Here is a 15,509-nt window from a genome sequence, read left to right as displayed (position 1 = left end):
TGGCATGACCATTTCACGGCCTCGCCGCAAGACCGCCCTCGCCACCGCCTTCGGCGCCACCGCCGCCGGAGCCGCCCTCTGGGCCGGCATCGGCCCCGCCCAGCCCGCGCACGCGGCGGGCCTGCCCGCCCCCGACCACACCGTCGTCGTGGTCTTCGAGAACCACGCCTACAACCAGGTCATCGGCAGCTCCAGCGCCCCCTACATCAACTCCCTGAAGGCCGGGGGCGCCAACCTCACCAGCTCCTACGGCATCACCCACCCCAGCCAGCCCAACTACCTCCAGCTGTTCTCCGGTTCCCACCAGGGCGTCACCGGCGACAGCTGCTACACCCCCGGCTTCAGCTCCGCCCCCAACCTCGCCTCCGAGCTGATGGCCGCCGGCAAGAGCTGGGGCAGCTACAACGAGGGCCTGCCCAGCCAGGGCTCCACCACCTGCTCCAGCGGCAAGTACGCCCGCAAGCACAACCCCTGGTTCGCCTTCTCCAACGTGCCCACGAACACGGCGAAGACGATGGCGCAGTTCCCCACGGACTTCACCACCCTCCCCAAGGTGTCCTTCGTCGTCCCCGACCTGTGCAACGACATGCACGACTGCTCCGTCGGCACCGGCGACACCTGGCTCAAGAACAAGCTCAAGGCGTACGCGGACTGGGCCAAGACCCACAACAGCCTCCTCGTCGTCACCTTCGACGAGGACAACCGGCTCGCCGGCAACAAGATCCCGACCGTGCTCTACGGCCAGCCCGTCACGCCCGGCTCCACCTCCGCCACCACCTACAACCACTACGACGTGCTGCGGACCCTGGAGGGCCTGGCCGGGCTGACCACCCACGCCGGGAACGCCGCCACCGCCAAGGACATCACGGGGATCTGGACCTCCTGACCATGTACGTCGCGGACAGTCGCGGTACCCCCGCGCCCGCCGTGGCCCCCGAGCCGCAGGCCGCCGCCCCGGGCAACAGCCCCGGGCGGCGCGCCGCCCTCGCCCCCACGGTGCTCGCCCTCGGCACGGTCTCCCTGATCACCGACGTCTCCTCCGAGATGGTCACGGCCGTGCTCCCGCTCTACCTCGTCGCCGGACTCGGGCTCAGCCCCCTCGGCTTCGGCCTCCTCGACGGCCTCTACAACGGCGTCAGCGCCCTGGTCCGGCTCACCGGAGGCCACCTCGGCGACCGCCTCGGCCGCCACAAGGCCCTCGCCGGCATCGGCTACGGCCTCTCCGCGCTGTGCAAGCCGCTGCTGCTGCTCGCCCGCACCCTGCCCGCCATCGGCGCCGTCCTCGCCCTCGACCGCACCGGCAAGGGACTGCGCACCGCCCCCCGCGACGCGCTGATCTCCCTGGCCGCCGCCCCCGCGGAACGCGGCCGGGCCTTCGGCGTCCACCGCGCCATGGACACCGCCGGCGCACTGATCGGACCGGTCCTCGCCTTCCTGATCCTGCGCGGCGCCGCCGACGGCTACGACGCCGTCTTCACCGTCAGCGCCTGCGTGGCCGCACTCGGCGTCCTGGTGCTCGTGCTCTTCGTACCCGGCCGCCGCACCGTCCCCGCCCCCGGAGCCGCCCCCGTGTCCCTGCGCGGCGCCCTCGGCCTGCTGCGCGGCCGGGACCTGCGCCGGACCGCACTCTGCGCCCTCCTGCTGGGCCTGTGCACCGTCAGCGACGCCTTCGTCTTCCTGCTGCTGCAACGGGCCACCGGGATCGCCGACCGCTGGTTCGCGCTCCTCCCGCTGGGCACCGCGGCCGCCTTCTTCCTGCTGGCCCTGCCGCTGGGCCGGCTCGCCGACCGCGTCGGCCGCCGCGCCGTCTTCCTCGGCGGCCACCTCGCGCTGCTCGCCGTGTACGCGCTGCTCCTCACCGGCGGCCAGCACCCGTCGCTGCCGTACGCGGTGCTCCTGCTGCACGGCGGCTTCTACGCGGCCACCGACGGCGTGCTCATGGCCGAGGCCGCAGGAGCCGTCCCCGAGGAGCACCGGGGCAGCGGGCTCGCCCTCGTCCAGACCGGCCAGGCCCTCGCCCGGTTCGCGGCCTCCCTCGGCTTCGGCGCCGCCTGGACCCTCTGGGGCGCCCGGCCCGCCCTCGCCGCGGCCGCGGTCCTGCTCGCCGCGGCCCTCGCCGGATGCCTGTGGCTGCGGCCCGCCGACGCCCCGCAGGCCTGATCCCCGATCCCCCTTGCCCGAAAGGCCCCCATGACCCTCCAGCGCCGGATCCTGATCCTGGTCACCGCCGTCCTGCTGCTCGCCGGAGTCGGGGTGTTCGCCGTCGTGCGCGCCTCCTCGCGCGCCGCGGAGAAGGACCAGGCCCGCGCCGGCGGGCCGCAGGTCACCCGGGGCGAGGTTTCCCTGGCCCCGGGCGGCGGCAGCCGGATCGTCTTCCGGAACATGGCCTGGGGCCCGCACCGCGACGAGCTCGCCACCGTCCCGGCCGGCGCCCCCGGGGGTCCCCGTACCGCCTCCGGCGTCAGCTGCCTGCGCTTCCACGCCGCGGCCGGCACCGGGATCTGCCTCCAGGCCGACAAGGGAGGGGTGCAGGAGGGCTACCGGGCCGTCGTCCTCGACGGCGGCCTCAAGGAGGTGTCGGCGCACCCGCTCGCCGGGATCCCCACGCGCGCCCGGGTCTCGCCCGGCGGGCACCTCGCCGCGTGGACCGTCTTCGTCGGCGGGGACTCGTACGCCGGTACGGACTTCTCCACCCGTACCTCGCTGCTCGACCTGCGCACCGGGAAGCTCGACGCCTCCCTGGAGGACTTCACGGTCCTCAAGGACGGCAAGGAGTACCGCAACGCCGACGTGAACTTCTGGGGCGTGACCTTCACCGCCGACGAGAAGGCCTTCTACGCGACCCTCGCCACCGGCGGCAGGACCTACCTCGTCCGCGGGGACCTGGCCGCGCGCACGGTCACCACGCTCCGGGAGAACCTGGAGTGCCCGTCGCTGTCCCCCGACGGGACGCGGCTGGTGTTCAAGAAGCGGGTGCCCGGACTGCCCGCCGAGGCGCCGTGGCGGCTGTACGCGCTGGACCTGGCCTCGATGCGGGAGACCCCGCTCGCCGAGGAGCGCAGCGTGGACGACCAGGTGGTGTGGCGTGACGACCGGACCCTCGTCTACTCCCTGCCGGGCGACTTCGGAGCCGACCTGTACACCCTGCCCGCCGACGGCGGCGGCGCCCCGGCCCGGCTGGCGGACTCGGCCCTCGCCCCGGCCTTCCTCGGCTGAATCACCGGGGGAGGGGCGGGACGAGGGCCGCGGCGGGGCGCAGCAGGACCGTTACGCCGGAATCAGCGTCCGGCGCCGGCGGCGGCGCGGGGCGGCGCTGGAGAGCCGCAGCTCGATGATCGAGCGGACGGTGGGCCACTCCTCGTCGAGGATCGAGTAGAAGGCCGTGCTGCGCACCGCCCCGTCCAGCCCCCGCGAATGGGCCCGGCGGACCCCTTCGCAGGTGAAGCCGAGACGTTCCATGGCGGCACGGGAGCGCCCGTTGCGGGCGTCCGCGCGCAGCGAGATCCGCCGCACGCCCCAGGTCTCGAAGGCGTGGCGCAGCATGAGCAGCTTCGCCTCGGTGTTGATGCCGGTGCCCTGGGCGCCCGGGGACAGCCAGGTGTTCCCGATCTCGGCGGCATCGGGGATCGCGGTCGCCGGATCACCGAAGGGGACCCCCGGGACGGCGGGCCACACCAGCGGACCCTGCCAGTAGTCGAGTTCCAGGAACCGGGTCGAACCGACCACCCGACCGTCAGTGGCTCTGACGACGGCGAACGCAAGCGATCGACCCGCTGCCTGATCGGCGAGGGCACGGTCGATGTACTCGTGGGACGCCTGCAACCCGTGCGGCACGGGAGTGAAGGCGTAAGTCGTACGATCCTCGGCCCCGGCCACGGCCAGGGCCTCGGTGTGGTGGGGGGCGAGGGGCTCGAGCCGCACGGAGCGGCCGGCGAGGAGTACGGGTACGGGCACGGAGCCTTCGGTCCTTCTGGGCGGTGGGGTGGTTGCACAGTGTGCGCTCCTGACGTCACCCCCCGCGCAAAACGCGGGTGAAAGGCAACGGGCTGTCAGGTGAACGCGAGTGGCTCAATGTAGCCCCTTAAAGTCCTCTCATGAACCCCCAATTTGGCAATGGCGCGGCATCGATTTGGGATGACTTCGGTCCCCGGCGCGCGGAGGCCGTCCTGCTGGTCCACGGACACCCGTTCAACCGGTCGATCTGGGCGCCCCAGGCGACGGAGCTGGCCGCCGCCGGCTATCGAGTCATAGCCCCTGACCTGCGAGGATATGGAGAGAACCCGGCGGTCGGTGAGCGGACCCTGCTCGCGGACTTCGCCGACGACCTGGCCGCTCTGCTCCGGCGCCTGGGAATCGAACGGGCGGTCGTCGGAGGAGTTTCCATGGGCGGGCAGATCGCGCTCGAGCTCCGGTTGCGCCACCCGGGTCTGGTGCGGGCCCTCGTGCTCAGCGACACCTCCCCGGTTCCGGAGACCGAGGACGGCAAGGAGTTCCGCCGGAAGCTCGCCGAACGGCTCCTCGCGGAGGGTATGCGTCCGTATACCGAAGAGGTCATTGACAAGATGCTGGCGCCCTACAACGTCACCGGCCAGCCGGAGGCCGCCGCCCGGGTCACCGCCATGATGTGCGCCACCGATCCCAGGGGAGCGGCGGCGGCCCTGCGCGGGCGGGCCGAGCGGCCCGACTACCGGCCCGTGCTCGCCGCCCTGCCCGAGGAGGTGCCCTGCCTGGTGCTGGTCGGCGAGGACGACGTCTACACCCCGGTCGCCGAGGCCGAGGCGATGTGCGCGCTCGTGCCGCACGCCCGGCTCGCCGTGATCGACGGGGCCGGGCACCTGCCGGGGGTGGAGCAGCCGGAGGCCTTCAACCGGGCGCTGCTGGAGTTCCTCGCCGTCGTGCCGTGAGCGCTGCCGCGCCCCGAGTGCTGTTCCGCCCAGAAAGAAATGCCCTGGCCGCGCACCGGCGGCGGGGCTAGCTTGGCCGCCATGCGCGAAGTGATCTTGAATGACGGTCGGACGCTGGCGGTCGAGGAGTGGGGGGTGCCCGGCGGGACTCCGGTCGTCTACCTCCACGGCAGCCCGATGAGCCGGCTGGCCCGCCACCCCGACGACTCCCTGTTCCGCGAGCTCGGCGTCCGGCTGATCACCTACGACCGGCCCGGATTCGGGTGCTCCACCCCGCACGAGGGGCGCCGGGCCGTCGACGCCGCCGCCGATGTGGCCGCCATCGCCGACGCGCTCGGCCTGGACCGCTTCGCGGTGTTCGGGGTGTCCGGGGGCGGTCCGCACGCCCTGGCGTGCGCCGCCGCGCATCCAGGACGCGTCACGCGGGTGGGAGCGCTGGCGAGCCTGGCGCCGCGGGACGCGGCCGGACTGGAGTGGACCGCCGGCATGAACGAGGGGAACCGCCGCAGCGCGGCCGCCGCCCTGACCGGGCGGGCGGCCGTCATGGAGCACCTCACGAACGTCGGAACGGCCGGCCTGCCGCCGCTGCCGGAGGTCGAACGGGCCGTCCTCTCCCGGCCGGACGTCAGTGCCATGCTGGGCGCGGCCTTCGCCGAGGCGGTCCGTCCGGGGCTGGACGGCTGGGTGGACGACGTCATGGCGCTCTTCGGCACCGGGTGGGGGTTCGACCCGGCGGCCGTCGCGGTGCCGGTGCGGCTCTGGCACGGCGGCCTGGACACGCTCGTTCCGCCGGCCCACGGCGAGTGGCTGGCCGCGCGCATCCCGGGCGCGGCCCTGCGGCTCCAGGCCGATGCCGGGCACGGCGGCCACTTCGACGCCACCCCCGCGATGCTCGGCTGGCTCGCCGGCGGCGCGGACGACCCCGCCTGAGATCATCCGGGGATGGACATGGACGACGTACTGCGCCGGCTGGCCGCCGTCGGGCCCTTCTTCTCCGTCCCCTGCGGAGCCGAACCGCCCGGGCCGGGCTTCCGGCCGCTGGCGGAGCTCTACGGGGAGCGGCTGGGCCCCTACGTCGAGGAGGTGGGCCGCCGGACCCGGAGCGGCCCGGGGCGGGTCGCGGCCTCCACCGCACAGTTCGGGATCGCCTCCCGGCTGTGGTCGCTGGGCCTCGGCTGCGCCGCCCTGTCCGGGCGGCTGCCGGACCTCGACCCCGGCCGGGTGTGGTGGCGGCTGCCCGACGCGGGCTCGCTGGAGCTCTGGCTGCCCGAGCCGGCCGCGGGCCTGCCCGCCGAAGCCCTCGGGGAGAGCGTCCTCGGGAACCTCGGCCTGCTGGACGCCGCCCTGCGGGAGCGGTACGGGGTCTCCGCGAAGGTGCTGCGCGGCAACGCCGCCTCCGGGCTGGTCGGCGCCCTGCGCGTGCTGCTCGACCGGGTCCCGGACGGGGAGGGCGGGGCGGCGGTGGAGCTGGCGGGGGGCCTCCTCGCCGACGGCGGGACCCTGGCCGGCACCGGCTCCTTCATCCACGAACCGGGCCTGGGCGTGGCCTTCGTACGGCGCAGCTGCTGCCTCTACTACCGGGTGCCGGGCGGCGGACTCTGCGGGGACTGCGTGCTGCGCACCCGGTGACGCGAAGGGCCACAGGGGAGCGGACGTGCCGCTTCCCTATGGCCCTCTGTGCGCGGTGCGTCCTAGAAGGTGAGGTTCCAGGAGTCGATCTTGCCGGTGTCGCCGCCGGCGTTGTCGTTCACACGGAGCTTCCAGGTGCCGTTCGCGACCTCGGAGGAGGCGTTGACGGTGTAGGTCTGGCCGATGTTGTCCGTGCTGCCGCCGGCCCGGTTGTGGACCGTGTAGACGGTGCCGTCGGGGGCGACCAGGTCGACCTTCAGGTCACCGATGTAGGTGTGCGCGATGGTCACGCCCACCTTGAGGGTGGCCGGGGCGTTGCCGGTCACACCGGTGACGGCGATGGGGCTCTCCACCGTGGTGTTGTCGCCGATGGCGAAGTCCGCGGTGTTCTCGAAGTACTTGCCGGCCGGGGGCGTGGAGCCGCCGACCGCCTTCAGCGCGTCGGCCTGGCCCTCGCCGAAGAAGGCGTTGTTGGCCGTGGTGCCGGTGCAGCGGCTGTCCGACGGGCAGGGGATGTCGTTGGCCTGGGTGGCCAGCCGGTCGCGGATCTGCGCCGGGGTGAGGGCCGGGTTGGCGCTCACCATCAGCGCGGCGACACCCGTGACGTGCGGGCTGGCCATCGACGTGCCGCTCTTGGAGCCGTACTTGCCGCCCGGCAGCGTGGAGTAGACGTCCTGGCCCGGGGCCGCGACGTCGATGACGCCCTGGCCGAAGTTGGAGAACGAGGCCTTGGTGGTGCCGGTGCCGTTCGCCGCGACCGTGACCACGCCCGGCAGTTCGGTCGGGATGTCGACGCAGGCGTTGGTGATGGTGCGGGTGACCGGGGTCGAGTCGTTCGGGCTCGCCGTGTCGGTCGTCTTGTGGGCGAGGTCGTAGTTCTCGTTGCCCGCCGCGGCGATCTGGAGCGAGCCCTTGCCCTCGGCGTACGCCTGGGCGCGGTTGACGCCCTCGATGATGGCGGCCTGGTCGAGGTTGTCCGGGCAGTTGAACTGCCACGGGTCGGTGTAGTAGCTGTTGTTGGTGACCTTGAAGCCGTGGTCACCGGCCCACACGAACCCGCAGATGGTGTTCTCGGCGAAGAAGAGCGAGGTGTTCGGCTCGGCGATGCGGACCGAGGAGATCTTCACGCCCGGGGCCACGCCGACGACGCCCTTGCCGTTCTTGGCGGCGGCCACCGTGCCGGCGACGTGCGTGCCGTGGTCACCGACGTCGCGCCAGGCGCCGGCGCGGGTGTCGGTCTTGCCGTAGGCGCAGGAGACCGAGTCGGCGGCGTTGAAGTTCGGCGCCAGGTCCTGGTGCTGGTCGTCCACACCGGTGTCGAGGATGCCGACCTTGACGGTGGCCGAACCGGCGTTGACGGCCCAGGCCTGGTCCGCCTTGATCTGGCTCATGTCGGCGCGGACCGGCTCGCCGGCCGGGGTCGTCGACTGGCCCGGATTGGCGGGCAGCGCCGGGTTGTAGGCGTCGGCCGGGACGTCCGAGGTACGGGTGGCGCCGACCTTCTGGACCCCGCTGACCCCGCGCATCGTCGTGGCGAAGGTGCCGGAGGCCGAGTGGGCGACGATCACGCCGATCGCGTCGTAGGACGCGAAGACAGTGCCGCCGTTGGCGGTCACGGCCGAGCGCACCGCCGAGCTGTCACCGGGAGCGGTGATCACGAGGTAGGCGCGGGTGCCGGCGGCCCAGGTCGCACTCTGGGAAGCCGGGGCCGCAGCCTTGGGGGCCGCCGCCGGGGCGGAGGCCGGGGAGCCGGAGGGACCGACGGGAGCGGTGCCGGCGAGCGCGGCGGGGGCTCCGAAGGTGAGGGCGGCGCCGAGAGTGGCGGCCAGCACCAGGGTACGTCGAGGTCGGCTGGATATGTGGGGTATCAATGCGTCCTCCGAAGACGGGCCGGCGGTGCTGGTGGCACCTACTGGTCCGTACGAAACGAGTGGTGGACGCAAGATGTCAGACGCGCGGCCCCGGAGGGAAGTACCTTTTAGCGCAGCAGAGTTGAAGATCACATGGCCGAAAGTGGCGGTTCGCCACCGTTCGTTGGCGTTTGATGCGGGAACCGGCCGGGCTGGGCACCGTGGGGGCGAGCCCTGCCCGGCCGGATCCCGCGGGTGCGCGGGCCCGGAGGCTCAGGCCGGCACACCGTCCTTGGGGCCGGCCGCCGGACCGGGCACGGCCGGCGGGGCGGGCTCGACGGGTTCACCAGGCGCCGTGTGGCCGTCGTCCACCAGCGTGGCCTCGTCGAAGGGCAGCCGCCCGGCGAGGACTTCTCCGGCCCGCTCGCGGTCGAACTCCTTCGTCCACGTCCCGATCAGGACGGTGGCCACGGCGTTGCCCGCGAAGTTCGTCAGCGCCCGCGCCTCGCTCATGAAGCGGTCGATGCCGACGATCAGGCCCACCCCGTCGACGAGTTCGGGCCGGTGCGACTGGAGGCCGCCGGCCAGGGTGGCGAGGCCCGCGCCGGTGACCCCGGCCGCCCCCTTGGAGGCCACGATCATGAAGAGCAGCAGCGATACCTGCTCGCCCAGGGCCAGGGGCTTGCCCATCGCCTCCGCGACGAAGAGCGAGGACATGGTCAGGTAGATGGCGGTCCCGTCCAGGTTGAACGAGTAGCCCGTCGGCACGGTGATGCCGGTGACCGGCCGGGATACGCCCAGGTGCTCCATCTTCGCGATGAGCCGCGGCAGCGCCGACTCGGAGGAGGAGGTCGACAGGATCAGCAGGAACTCCCGGCCCAGGTAGCGCAGCAGCGCGAAGACGCTCACACCCGTGCAGACCCGCAGCAGGGTGCCCAGCACCACGAAGACGAAGAGCAGGCAGGTCGTGTAGAAGCCGATCATGATGACCGCGAGGGACTTCAGCGCGTCTATCCCGGTCGCCCCGACCACGGCCGCGATCGCCCCGAAGGCGCCGACGGGCGCCGCCCACATGATCATCGACAGCACCCGGAACACCATCTTCTGCACGTGTCCGATCCCGCGCAGCACCGGCTCGCCCGCCGGGCCCATCGCCTGGAGCGCGAACCCGCACAGCAGCGCCACCAGCAGGGTCTGCAGCACCTCGCCCCCGGTGAAGGCGGAGACCAGGGTGGTCGGGATGATCCCCAGCAGGAACTCCTGGGTGCTCTCCGCCCCGCCCGCCTTGGCCTGCGCCTCGCCGGCCCGTGCCGCGGCCTCGGTCAGGTGCAGCCCGCTGCCCGGCTCCAGCAGGTTCCCCACCAGCAGCCCGATGGCCAGTGCCACCGTGGACATCACCATGAAGTACCCGAGGGCCAGCCCGCCCACCGCGCCCACCTTGGCGGCCTTGCGGACCGAGCCGATCCCCAGCACGATCGTGCAGAAGATCACCGGCGAGATCATCATCTTGATGAGGTTCACGAAGCCGGTGCCCAGCGGCTTGAGCTCGACGGCCACGCCGGGTGCGGCGAAGCCGACGGCGATGCCGAGCAGCACCGCGGTGATCACCGCGATGTAGAGGTAGTGGGTTCTGTCGCGTCTGGCGGCCATGTCGCGCCTCCTGGGTGGTGAAGTGGTTCCGGGAGACCATCGCCCACCCTGTGACCCCGGTCACCCTTGCGTTCATTGAGTTCACGGCCCGGTGCACACTGAACGCCATGTTCCGCCTCCCCCGGCCGCCCCGCAGCCTCGCCGGCCAGCTCTTCGCCATGCAGGTCCTGCTGGTCGCGCTCGTCGTCGCCGGCTGCGCGGTCTTCGCGTACGCCACCGCCCGCGACCAGGCCGAGGACGCCGCCCGGCGGCAGGCCGGAGCGGTGGCCCGGGCCGTCGCGGACTCGCCCTCCGTACACGAGGCCGTACGCGCCGGCGCACGCGGAGCCGACCCCTCCGCCGCACTCCAGCCCTACGCCGAGCGGGTGCGCACCGACTCCGGCGTGGACTTCGTGACGATCATGGCCCCGGACGGGAGGCGCTGGACCCACCCCGACCCGCGCCGCATCGGCGAGCGCTTCCTCGGCAACACCGCCCCGGCCCTGCGCGGCGCCACCTTCAGCGAGACCTACACCGGCACCCTCGGCCCCTCCATCCGCGTGGTCACCCCGCTCCGGGACGCGGACGGCACCGTCATCGGCCTGGTCAGCGCGGGGATCACCATCCGGGCCATCAGCGCCCGCCTCGCGGAGCAGCTCACCGCCCTCGCCTGGGTGGCCGCCGGGGCACTGGCCCTCGGCGCGGTGGGTACGTACGTGGTCAACGCCCGGCTGCGCCGCCACACCCACGGCATGGACGCCGCCGGGCTGAGCCGGATGTACGACTACCACCAGGCGGCCCTGCACGGGGTCCGGGAGGGGCTGCTGATGCTCGACGGCCACCGCAGGATCACGCTCATCAACGACGCGGGCCGCGAACTCCTCGGCCTGCGCGGGGAGGTCACCGGCAGCGGCGTCGCCGACCTGGGCCTGCCCGCCCCGCTCACCGGGGCGCTGCTCGCCGACCGGACCCGGGTCGACGAGGTGCACCTCAGTGCGGAGCGGGTCCTCGTCGTCAACAGCTCGCCGGTGGCCGGCGGCGGCCGCCGCGGCACCGTGGTCACCCTGCGGGACCACACCGAACTCCAGGCCCTCACCGGGGAGCTGGACCACGAGCGCGGGTTCACGCAGGCCCTGCGCTCCCAGGCCCACGAGGCGGCCAACCGGCTCCACACCGTGGTCTCCCTGATCGAACTGGGCCGCAGCGAGGAGGCGGTGGAGTTCGCCACCGCCGAACTGGAGCTGGCCCAGGCGCTGACCGACGAGGTCGTCGCCGCCGTGGGCGAGCCGGTACTGGTCGCCCTGCTGCTCGGCAAGGCCGCGCAGGCGCACGAGCGCGGCATCGAGCTGGTCGTCACCCCGGAGTGCGGGGCGATCGAGGCGGGGCCGGGGGTGCCGCCGGCCCGGGACCTGGTCACGGTGCTCGGCAACCTCGTCGACAACGCCCTCGACGCCCTGACGGGGGTGCCGGGCGGGCGGATCACCGTCACCGTGCGCCGGGACGCGGCCGGGCTGCTGCTGCGGGTCGCGGACAACGGGCCCGGGCTGCCCGAGGGGGCGGACGTCTTCCGGCGGGGCTGGTCGGGCAAGGGGGAGGGGCGCGGCCTGGGCCTGGCCCTGGTCCGCCAGGTGGCCCACCGGCACGGCGGCTCGGTGGAGGCCGCCGACGCCCCCGGAGGCGGAGCGGCGTTCACCGCACGGCTCCCGCTGCCGGTGTCTGGGGAGGCTTCGGGGCACGGGCGGGCGGACGCTGCCCCGCAGGCGGTGGAGTGCGGCGCGGTGCCGGCCGGCTCGGAGGCGTCCGGGGAGGACGGCGGGGCGGGGGCCGCGCGTGGCGGCGCTCCCGCCGCGCCGGGCGACGGGCGGCACGGTCAGGGCGGTGCGGCGTGAGCGCGCCCGTGCGGGTCCTCGTCGTCGAGGACGACCCCGTCGCCGCCGACGCGCACGCGCTCTACGTCGGCCGGGTGCCCGGCTTCACCGCCGTGGCGGCCGTCCACTCCCTGGCCGAGGCCACCCGGGTGCTGGAGCGCACGCCCGTCGACCTGCTGCTGCTCGACCTCACCCTGCCCGACGGCCACGGGCTGCGCTTCGCGCGCGGACTGCGGGCGGCCGGGCATCCCGCCGACGTGATCGCCGTGACCTCGGCGCGGGACCTGGCCATGGTCCGCGAGAGCGTGTCGCTGGGCGTGGTGCAGTACGTGCTCAAGCCCTTCGCGTTCCCCACCTTGCGCGAACGGCTGCTCCGCTACGCCGAGTTCCGCGCCGCCGCCGGCGAGGCGGCGGGCCAGGACGACGTGGACCGGGCGCTCGCCGCACTGCGCGCGCCCGCTTCCGCCCAGCTGCCCAAAGGGCTCAGCGCCCCGACCCTGGACCGGGTCGCGGCGCTGCTGCGGGCGGCGCCCGAGGGGCTGACCGCCGCGGGGGCGGCCGAGGCGGCCGGGATCTCGCGGATCACCGCCCGCCGGTACCTGGAGCACCTGGTGGACACCGGGCGCGCGGACCGTACGCCCCGGTACGGCCAGGTCGGCCGCCCCGAACTGCACTACCGCTGGCTGGCGGCGGCCGGCTCGGTGTCGAACGTGTAGAACTTCCGGTGGTCGATCATGTCGGCCGGGGTCACGTCGTTCCACGGCCGCATCGTGTCGCGCAGGTCGACCACGTTGGGGGTGCCGGCGGCCGGCAGGTAGGGGGAGTTCGGGTTCTTCGCCTGCCAGTCCGCCCAGAGCTTGTCCACGAAGGCGTGGTGCATCCAGAAGACCGGGTCGTTGGGGGAGACGCCGGTGGCCATCTGGCCGCCGACCCACACGTGCACCCGGTTGTGGAGGTTGGCGCCGCGCCAGCCCTCCAGGTTGTTGCGGAAGCCGTTCGAGGAGCTGTTCCAGGGGGCCATGTCGTAGACGGGCATGGCCAGTACGGCGTCCACCTCGGCCCGCGTCGGCAGCTGGGCGACGCCTTCGCCGAGCGCGCGCCGCAGGTAGGAGCGGCCGTCCACGCGGACCGCTATTTCCCACTTGCCCGTCGCGTAGGCGAAGGGGCCGTCCATGACCTGCCCGTCGCGGGCGCGGCCGGTGCCGCCGAGGAAGTCGGCGGCCCAGAGGGAGGAGCGGGCGGTGCGGTCGGCGGTCCAGTCCCAGTACGGGAGCGAGACGCTCTTGTCCACCGCCTGAAGAGCCGCTTCGAATTCGAGCAGAAAGCGGCGGTGCCAGGGGAGGAAGGACGGGGAGCGGTGGCCCACCCGGTCGCCCGAGTCGGTGTCGCTCATGATGAAGCCGTTGTGGGTGGTGACGAAGCGGTCGTAGCGGCCGGTGCGCTTCAGTTCGAGCAGCGCGTTGGTGAAGGCGCGCTTCTCCTCGGCGGTCAGCGCGGCCTGGTTCTTGCGGACGGCCATCACATGCCGCCCATCTGCATCGGGGCGAGCTGGGCGCCCTGGAGCTCGCGCACGGCGGCCCGGGCCAGCGAGGCGGGGTCGGTGAAGGTCTCGTAGTGGTTGACGACGCTGATCCAGGTGCCGTCGGCGTTGCGCATGACGTGCAGCTCGCGGCCGTCTATCCGGACGGTCGGCATTCCGGCGCCGCCGTGGTGGCCGCCGTGGTGACCGCCGCCGGTGGCGGGGGATATCTGGATGCGGCGGCCCTGGTACACCTCGTCGACGGTGCCGGCCGGGGTGGTGGCGGCGCGGGAGTCGGTGGCGGCGGCGTGCGCGGTGGCGCCCGCTATGCCGAGGACGGTGAGTGCGCCGGCAGTGGTGCCCAAGGCCTGCCGACGGGTGATCTTGTTCATGGCGGAAGAACTATCAGGGCCTGTACGACAGTTGACCGCTATCCGGACATCAGCGGATAAGTTCTATGTAGAACCATTTGGACGATCTTCCCGTCCGGACCGGCTCCAGTGGCCCGGACGGGAAGATCTACGGAAGAAATACTACTGGACGGTAATTTTTTCGGCCGGGCGGGGGGTCCTATGGAGGGGGTCACACCCGGGACTCGGCCGGAAGCCGTGCCGGAAAGCGCCCCGCACGACCGGTTTTCGAGGGGTTCTGAAGCCGATGTGCGGGGTGGTTTGCACCTATAGTCCGGATATGGCTCTTCATCAGACGAAGGACACCCACGCCCGGGACGACGGGACGGACGTGTTCACGTCCGCCCTGAGCGGCCAGGTCCTCCCGAAGTACCGGATCCCCGACGACCACTCGCCCTCCGAGGTCGTCTACTCGCTCCTGCACAACGAGCTGCTCCTCGACGGCAACGCCGCCCAGAACCTGGCCACCTTCTGCACCACCTGGTCGGACGACGCCGTTCACCGCCTGATGAACGAGTGCCTCGACAAGAACATGATCGACAAGGACGAGTACCCGCAGACGGCCGAGATCGAGGCCCGCTGCGTCAACATCCTGGCCGACCTCTGGAACGCCCCGCCCGGCCACGTCGGCACCGGCTGCTCCACCACCGGCTCCAGCGAGGCCGCCATGCTCGGCGGCCTCGCCCTCAAATGGCGCTGGCGCGAGCGCCGCCGCGCCGAGGGCAAACCTGCCGACCGCCCCAACCTGGTGTGCGGCCCGGTCCAGATCTGCTGGGAGAAGTTCGCCCGCTACTTCGACGTCGAACTGCGCCAGGTCCCCCTGGAAGCCGGCGCCACCGGCCTGCGCCCCCACCAGCTCGCCGCGTACGTCGACGAGAACACCATCGGGGTCGTCGCCATCCTCGGCGTCACCTACACCTGCGACTACGAACCCGTCGCCGAGATCGCCGCCGCCCTCGACCGGATCCAGGCCGAGCACGGCTGGGACGTTCCCGTCCACGTGGACGCGGCCAGCGGGGGCTTCGTGGCCCCCTTCCTGCACCCCGACACGGTCTGGGACTTCCGGCTGCCGCGCGTGGCCTCCGTCAACACCTCGGGGCACAAGTACGGGCTCGCCCCCCTCGGCGTCGGCTGGATCGTCTGGCGCACCGCCGACCTGCTCCCCGCCCAGCTCGTCTTCGACGTGGACTACCTGGGCGGCGACATGCCCACCTTCGCCCTCAACTTCTCCCGCCCCGGCGGAGAGGTCATCGCCCAGTACTACCTCTTCCTGCGGCTGGGCCGGGGCGGCTACCGGCGCGTCCAGCAGGCCTGCGCCGACACCGCCCGGTACCTGGCCGCCGAGATCGAGGGCATGGGGCCCTTCACCCTGCTCTACGACGGGCAGGGCGCCCTGCCCGCCGTCTCCTACACGCTCACCGACCCGGCCGGAGCCGGCTTCAGCCTCTACGACCTGTCCGACCGGCTGCGGATGCGCGGTTGGCAGGTGCCCTCGTACCCGCTGCCCGCCGACCGGCAGGACACCGTCGTCCAGCGCGTGCTGATCCGGCACGGGGTGACCCGCGACCAGACCGCCCTGCTCGTCGACGACCTGCGCCGGGCCGTGGAACACCTCACCGCCACGCCGCAGCCCGTCCCCGCCACCGCACCACGGCCCGGCTTCCACCACTGACCGGCCTCACGGCCTCACGGCCTCACGG

14 protein-coding genes are annotated in these 15,509 nt (G+C 73.1%); 9 read left to right on the top strand and 5 right to left on the bottom strand.

Going from position 1 to position 15,509, the window contains the following annotated elements; translation table 11 throughout:
* Positions 1–4: 4 nt before the first annotated feature.
* The 3 genes from ACZ7IF_RS01615 to ACZ7IF_RS01605 are packed head-to-tail and all read left to right on the top strand — an operon-like array spanning position 5 to position 3,216.
* Complete coding sequence (locus ACZ7IF_RS01615) at positions 5–886, top strand: alkaline phosphatase family protein (RefSeq protein WP_470961299.1); 882 nt, start codon at positions 5–7, stop codon at positions 884–886.
* Positions 887–888: 2 nt separating this feature from the next.
* Entirely contained in the window at positions 889–2,160 is a 1,272-nt protein-coding gene (locus tag ACZ7IF_RS01610; RefSeq protein WP_470961297.1) for an MFS transporter, read from the top strand.
* A 30-nt stretch (positions 2,161–2,190) separates the two neighbouring features.
* Positions 2,191–3,216: a TolB family protein gene (locus tag ACZ7IF_RS01605; protein WP_470961295.1), complete on the top strand. Its 1,026-nt coding sequence runs from the start codon at positions 2,191–2,193 to the stop codon at positions 3,214–3,216.
* Between the two features lie 51 nt (positions 3,217–3,267).
* Here the strand turns inward: ACZ7IF_RS01605 and ACZ7IF_RS01600 are convergent, their stop codons facing one another.
* Entirely contained in the window at positions 3,268–3,954 is a 687-nt protein-coding gene (locus ACZ7IF_RS01600; RefSeq protein WP_470961293.1) for a GNAT family N-acetyltransferase, read from the bottom strand.
* A gap of 140 nt (positions 3,955–4,094) precedes the next feature.
* Between ACZ7IF_RS01600 and ACZ7IF_RS01595 the strand changes: the two genes are divergently transcribed.
* The 3 genes from ACZ7IF_RS01595 to ACZ7IF_RS01585 all read left to right on the top strand — a co-directional run bounded on the left by ACZ7IF_RS01595 (position 4,095) and on the right by ACZ7IF_RS01585 (position 6,533).
* On the top strand, positions 4,095–4,904 hold the full coding sequence (locus ACZ7IF_RS01595) for an alpha/beta fold hydrolase (protein ID WP_470961291.1): 810 nt from the start codon (positions 4,095–4,097) through the stop codon (positions 4,902–4,904).
* Between the two features lie 81 nt (positions 4,905–4,985).
* Positions 4,986–5,834 carry an alpha/beta fold hydrolase gene (locus ACZ7IF_RS01590; protein ID WP_470961289.1) on the top strand — a complete coding sequence of 283 codons (849 nt, stop codon included), beginning with the start codon at positions 4,986–4,988 and terminating at the stop codon, positions 5,832–5,834.
* A gap of 12 nt (positions 5,835–5,846) precedes the next feature.
* Positions 5,847–6,533 (top strand): (2Fe-2S)-binding protein, encoded by a 687-nt coding sequence (locus ACZ7IF_RS01585; RefSeq protein ID WP_470961287.1) that lies wholly within the window; start codon positions 5,847–5,849, stop codon positions 6,531–6,533.
* Positions 6,534–6,595: 62 nt separating this feature from the next.
* Here ACZ7IF_RS01585 and ACZ7IF_RS01580 read toward each other — a convergent pair whose 3' ends face one another.
* A complete protein-coding gene (locus ACZ7IF_RS01580; RefSeq protein ID WP_470961285.1) occupies positions 6,596–8,365 on the bottom strand; it encodes a S8 family serine peptidase in 1,770 nt (589 codons plus the stop codon).
* A gap of 291 nt (positions 8,366–8,656) precedes the next feature.
* Positions 8,657–10,033 carry a cation:dicarboxylate symporter family transporter gene (locus ACZ7IF_RS01575; RefSeq protein WP_470961283.1) on the bottom strand — a complete coding sequence of 459 codons (1,377 nt, stop codon included), beginning with the start codon at positions 10,031–10,033 and terminating at the stop codon, positions 8,657–8,659.
* Between the two features lie 107 nt (positions 10,034–10,140).
* Here ACZ7IF_RS01575 and ACZ7IF_RS01570 point away from each other — a divergent pair, with 107 nt between their 5' ends.
* On the top strand, positions 10,141–11,901 hold the full coding sequence (locus ACZ7IF_RS01570) for a sensor histidine kinase (protein WP_470961281.1): 1,761 nt from the start codon (positions 10,141–10,143) through the stop codon (positions 11,899–11,901).
* A complete protein-coding gene (locus ACZ7IF_RS01565) occupies positions 11,898–12,596 on the top strand; it encodes a response regulator (RefSeq protein ID WP_470961279.1) in 699 nt (232 codons plus the stop codon). The genes ACZ7IF_RS01570 and ACZ7IF_RS01565 overlap by 4 nt, the downstream gene beginning before the upstream one ends.
* Here ACZ7IF_RS01565 and melC2 read toward each other — a convergent pair.
* Together melC2 and melC1 are read right to left on the bottom strand one after the other, a co-directional pair.
* Positions 12,554–13,399 (bottom strand): tyrosinase MelC2, encoded by an 846-nt coding sequence (gene melC2 / locus ACZ7IF_RS01560; protein WP_470961277.1) that lies wholly within the window; start codon positions 13,397–13,399, stop codon positions 12,554–12,556. The two genes, ACZ7IF_RS01565 and melC2, sit on opposite strands and share 43 nt — an antisense overlap.
* A complete protein-coding gene (gene melC1, locus ACZ7IF_RS01555; RefSeq protein ID WP_470961275.1) occupies positions 13,399–13,791 on the bottom strand; it encodes an apotyrosinase chaperone MelC1 in 393 nt (130 codons plus the stop codon). Before melC1 ends, melC2 begins: the two co-directional genes overlap by 1 nt.
* 298 nt (positions 13,792–14,089) lie before the next feature.
* Between melC1 and ACZ7IF_RS01550 the strand changes: the two genes are divergently transcribed.
* A complete protein-coding gene (locus ACZ7IF_RS01550; RefSeq protein WP_470961273.1) occupies positions 14,090–15,481 on the top strand; it encodes a glutamate decarboxylase in 1,392 nt (463 codons plus the stop codon).
* Positions 15,482–15,509: the final 28 nt, after the last annotated feature.

The organism is Streptomyces sp. NPDC037421 (assembly GCF_055602105.1).
This window is presented reverse-complemented; position numbering and strand designations above follow the sequence as displayed.

Coding starts and splice junctions, on each gene's coding strand:
- ACZ7IF_RS01590 (WP_470961289.1), top strand. CDS start 4,986: ATGCGCGAAGTGATCTTGAATGACGGTCGGACGCTGGCGGTCGAGGAG.
- ACZ7IF_RS01550 (WP_470961273.1), top strand. CDS start 14,090: ATGGCTCTTCATCAGACGAAGGACACCCACGCCCGGGACGACGGGACG.
- ACZ7IF_RS01575 (WP_470961283.1), bottom strand. CDS start 10,033: ATGGCCGCCAGACGCGACAGAACCCACTACCTCTACATCGCGGTGATC.
- melC2 (WP_470961277.1), bottom strand. CDS start 13,399: ATGGCCGTCCGCAAGAACCAGGCCGCGCTGACCGCCGAGGAGAAGCGC.
- melC1 (WP_470961275.1), bottom strand. CDS start 13,791: ATGAACAAGATCACCCGTCGGCAGGCCTTGGGCACCACTGCCGGCGCA.
- ACZ7IF_RS01585 (WP_470961287.1), top strand. CDS start 5,847: ATGGACATGGACGACGTACTGCGCCGGCTGGCCGCCGTCGGGCCCTTC.
- ACZ7IF_RS01615 (WP_470961299.1), top strand. CDS start 5: ATGACCATTTCACGGCCTCGCCGCAAGACCGCCCTCGCCACCGCCTTC.
- ACZ7IF_RS01605 (WP_470961295.1), top strand. CDS start 2,191: ATGACCCTCCAGCGCCGGATCCTGATCCTGGTCACCGCCGTCCTGCTG.
- ACZ7IF_RS01610 (WP_470961297.1), top strand. CDS start 889: ATGTACGTCGCGGACAGTCGCGGTACCCCCGCGCCCGCCGTGGCCCCC.
- ACZ7IF_RS01595 (WP_470961291.1), top strand. CDS start 4,095: ATGAACCCCCAATTTGGCAATGGCGCGGCATCGATTTGGGATGACTTC.
- ACZ7IF_RS01570 (WP_470961281.1), top strand. CDS start 10,141: ATGTTCCGCCTCCCCCGGCCGCCCCGCAGCCTCGCCGGCCAGCTCTTC.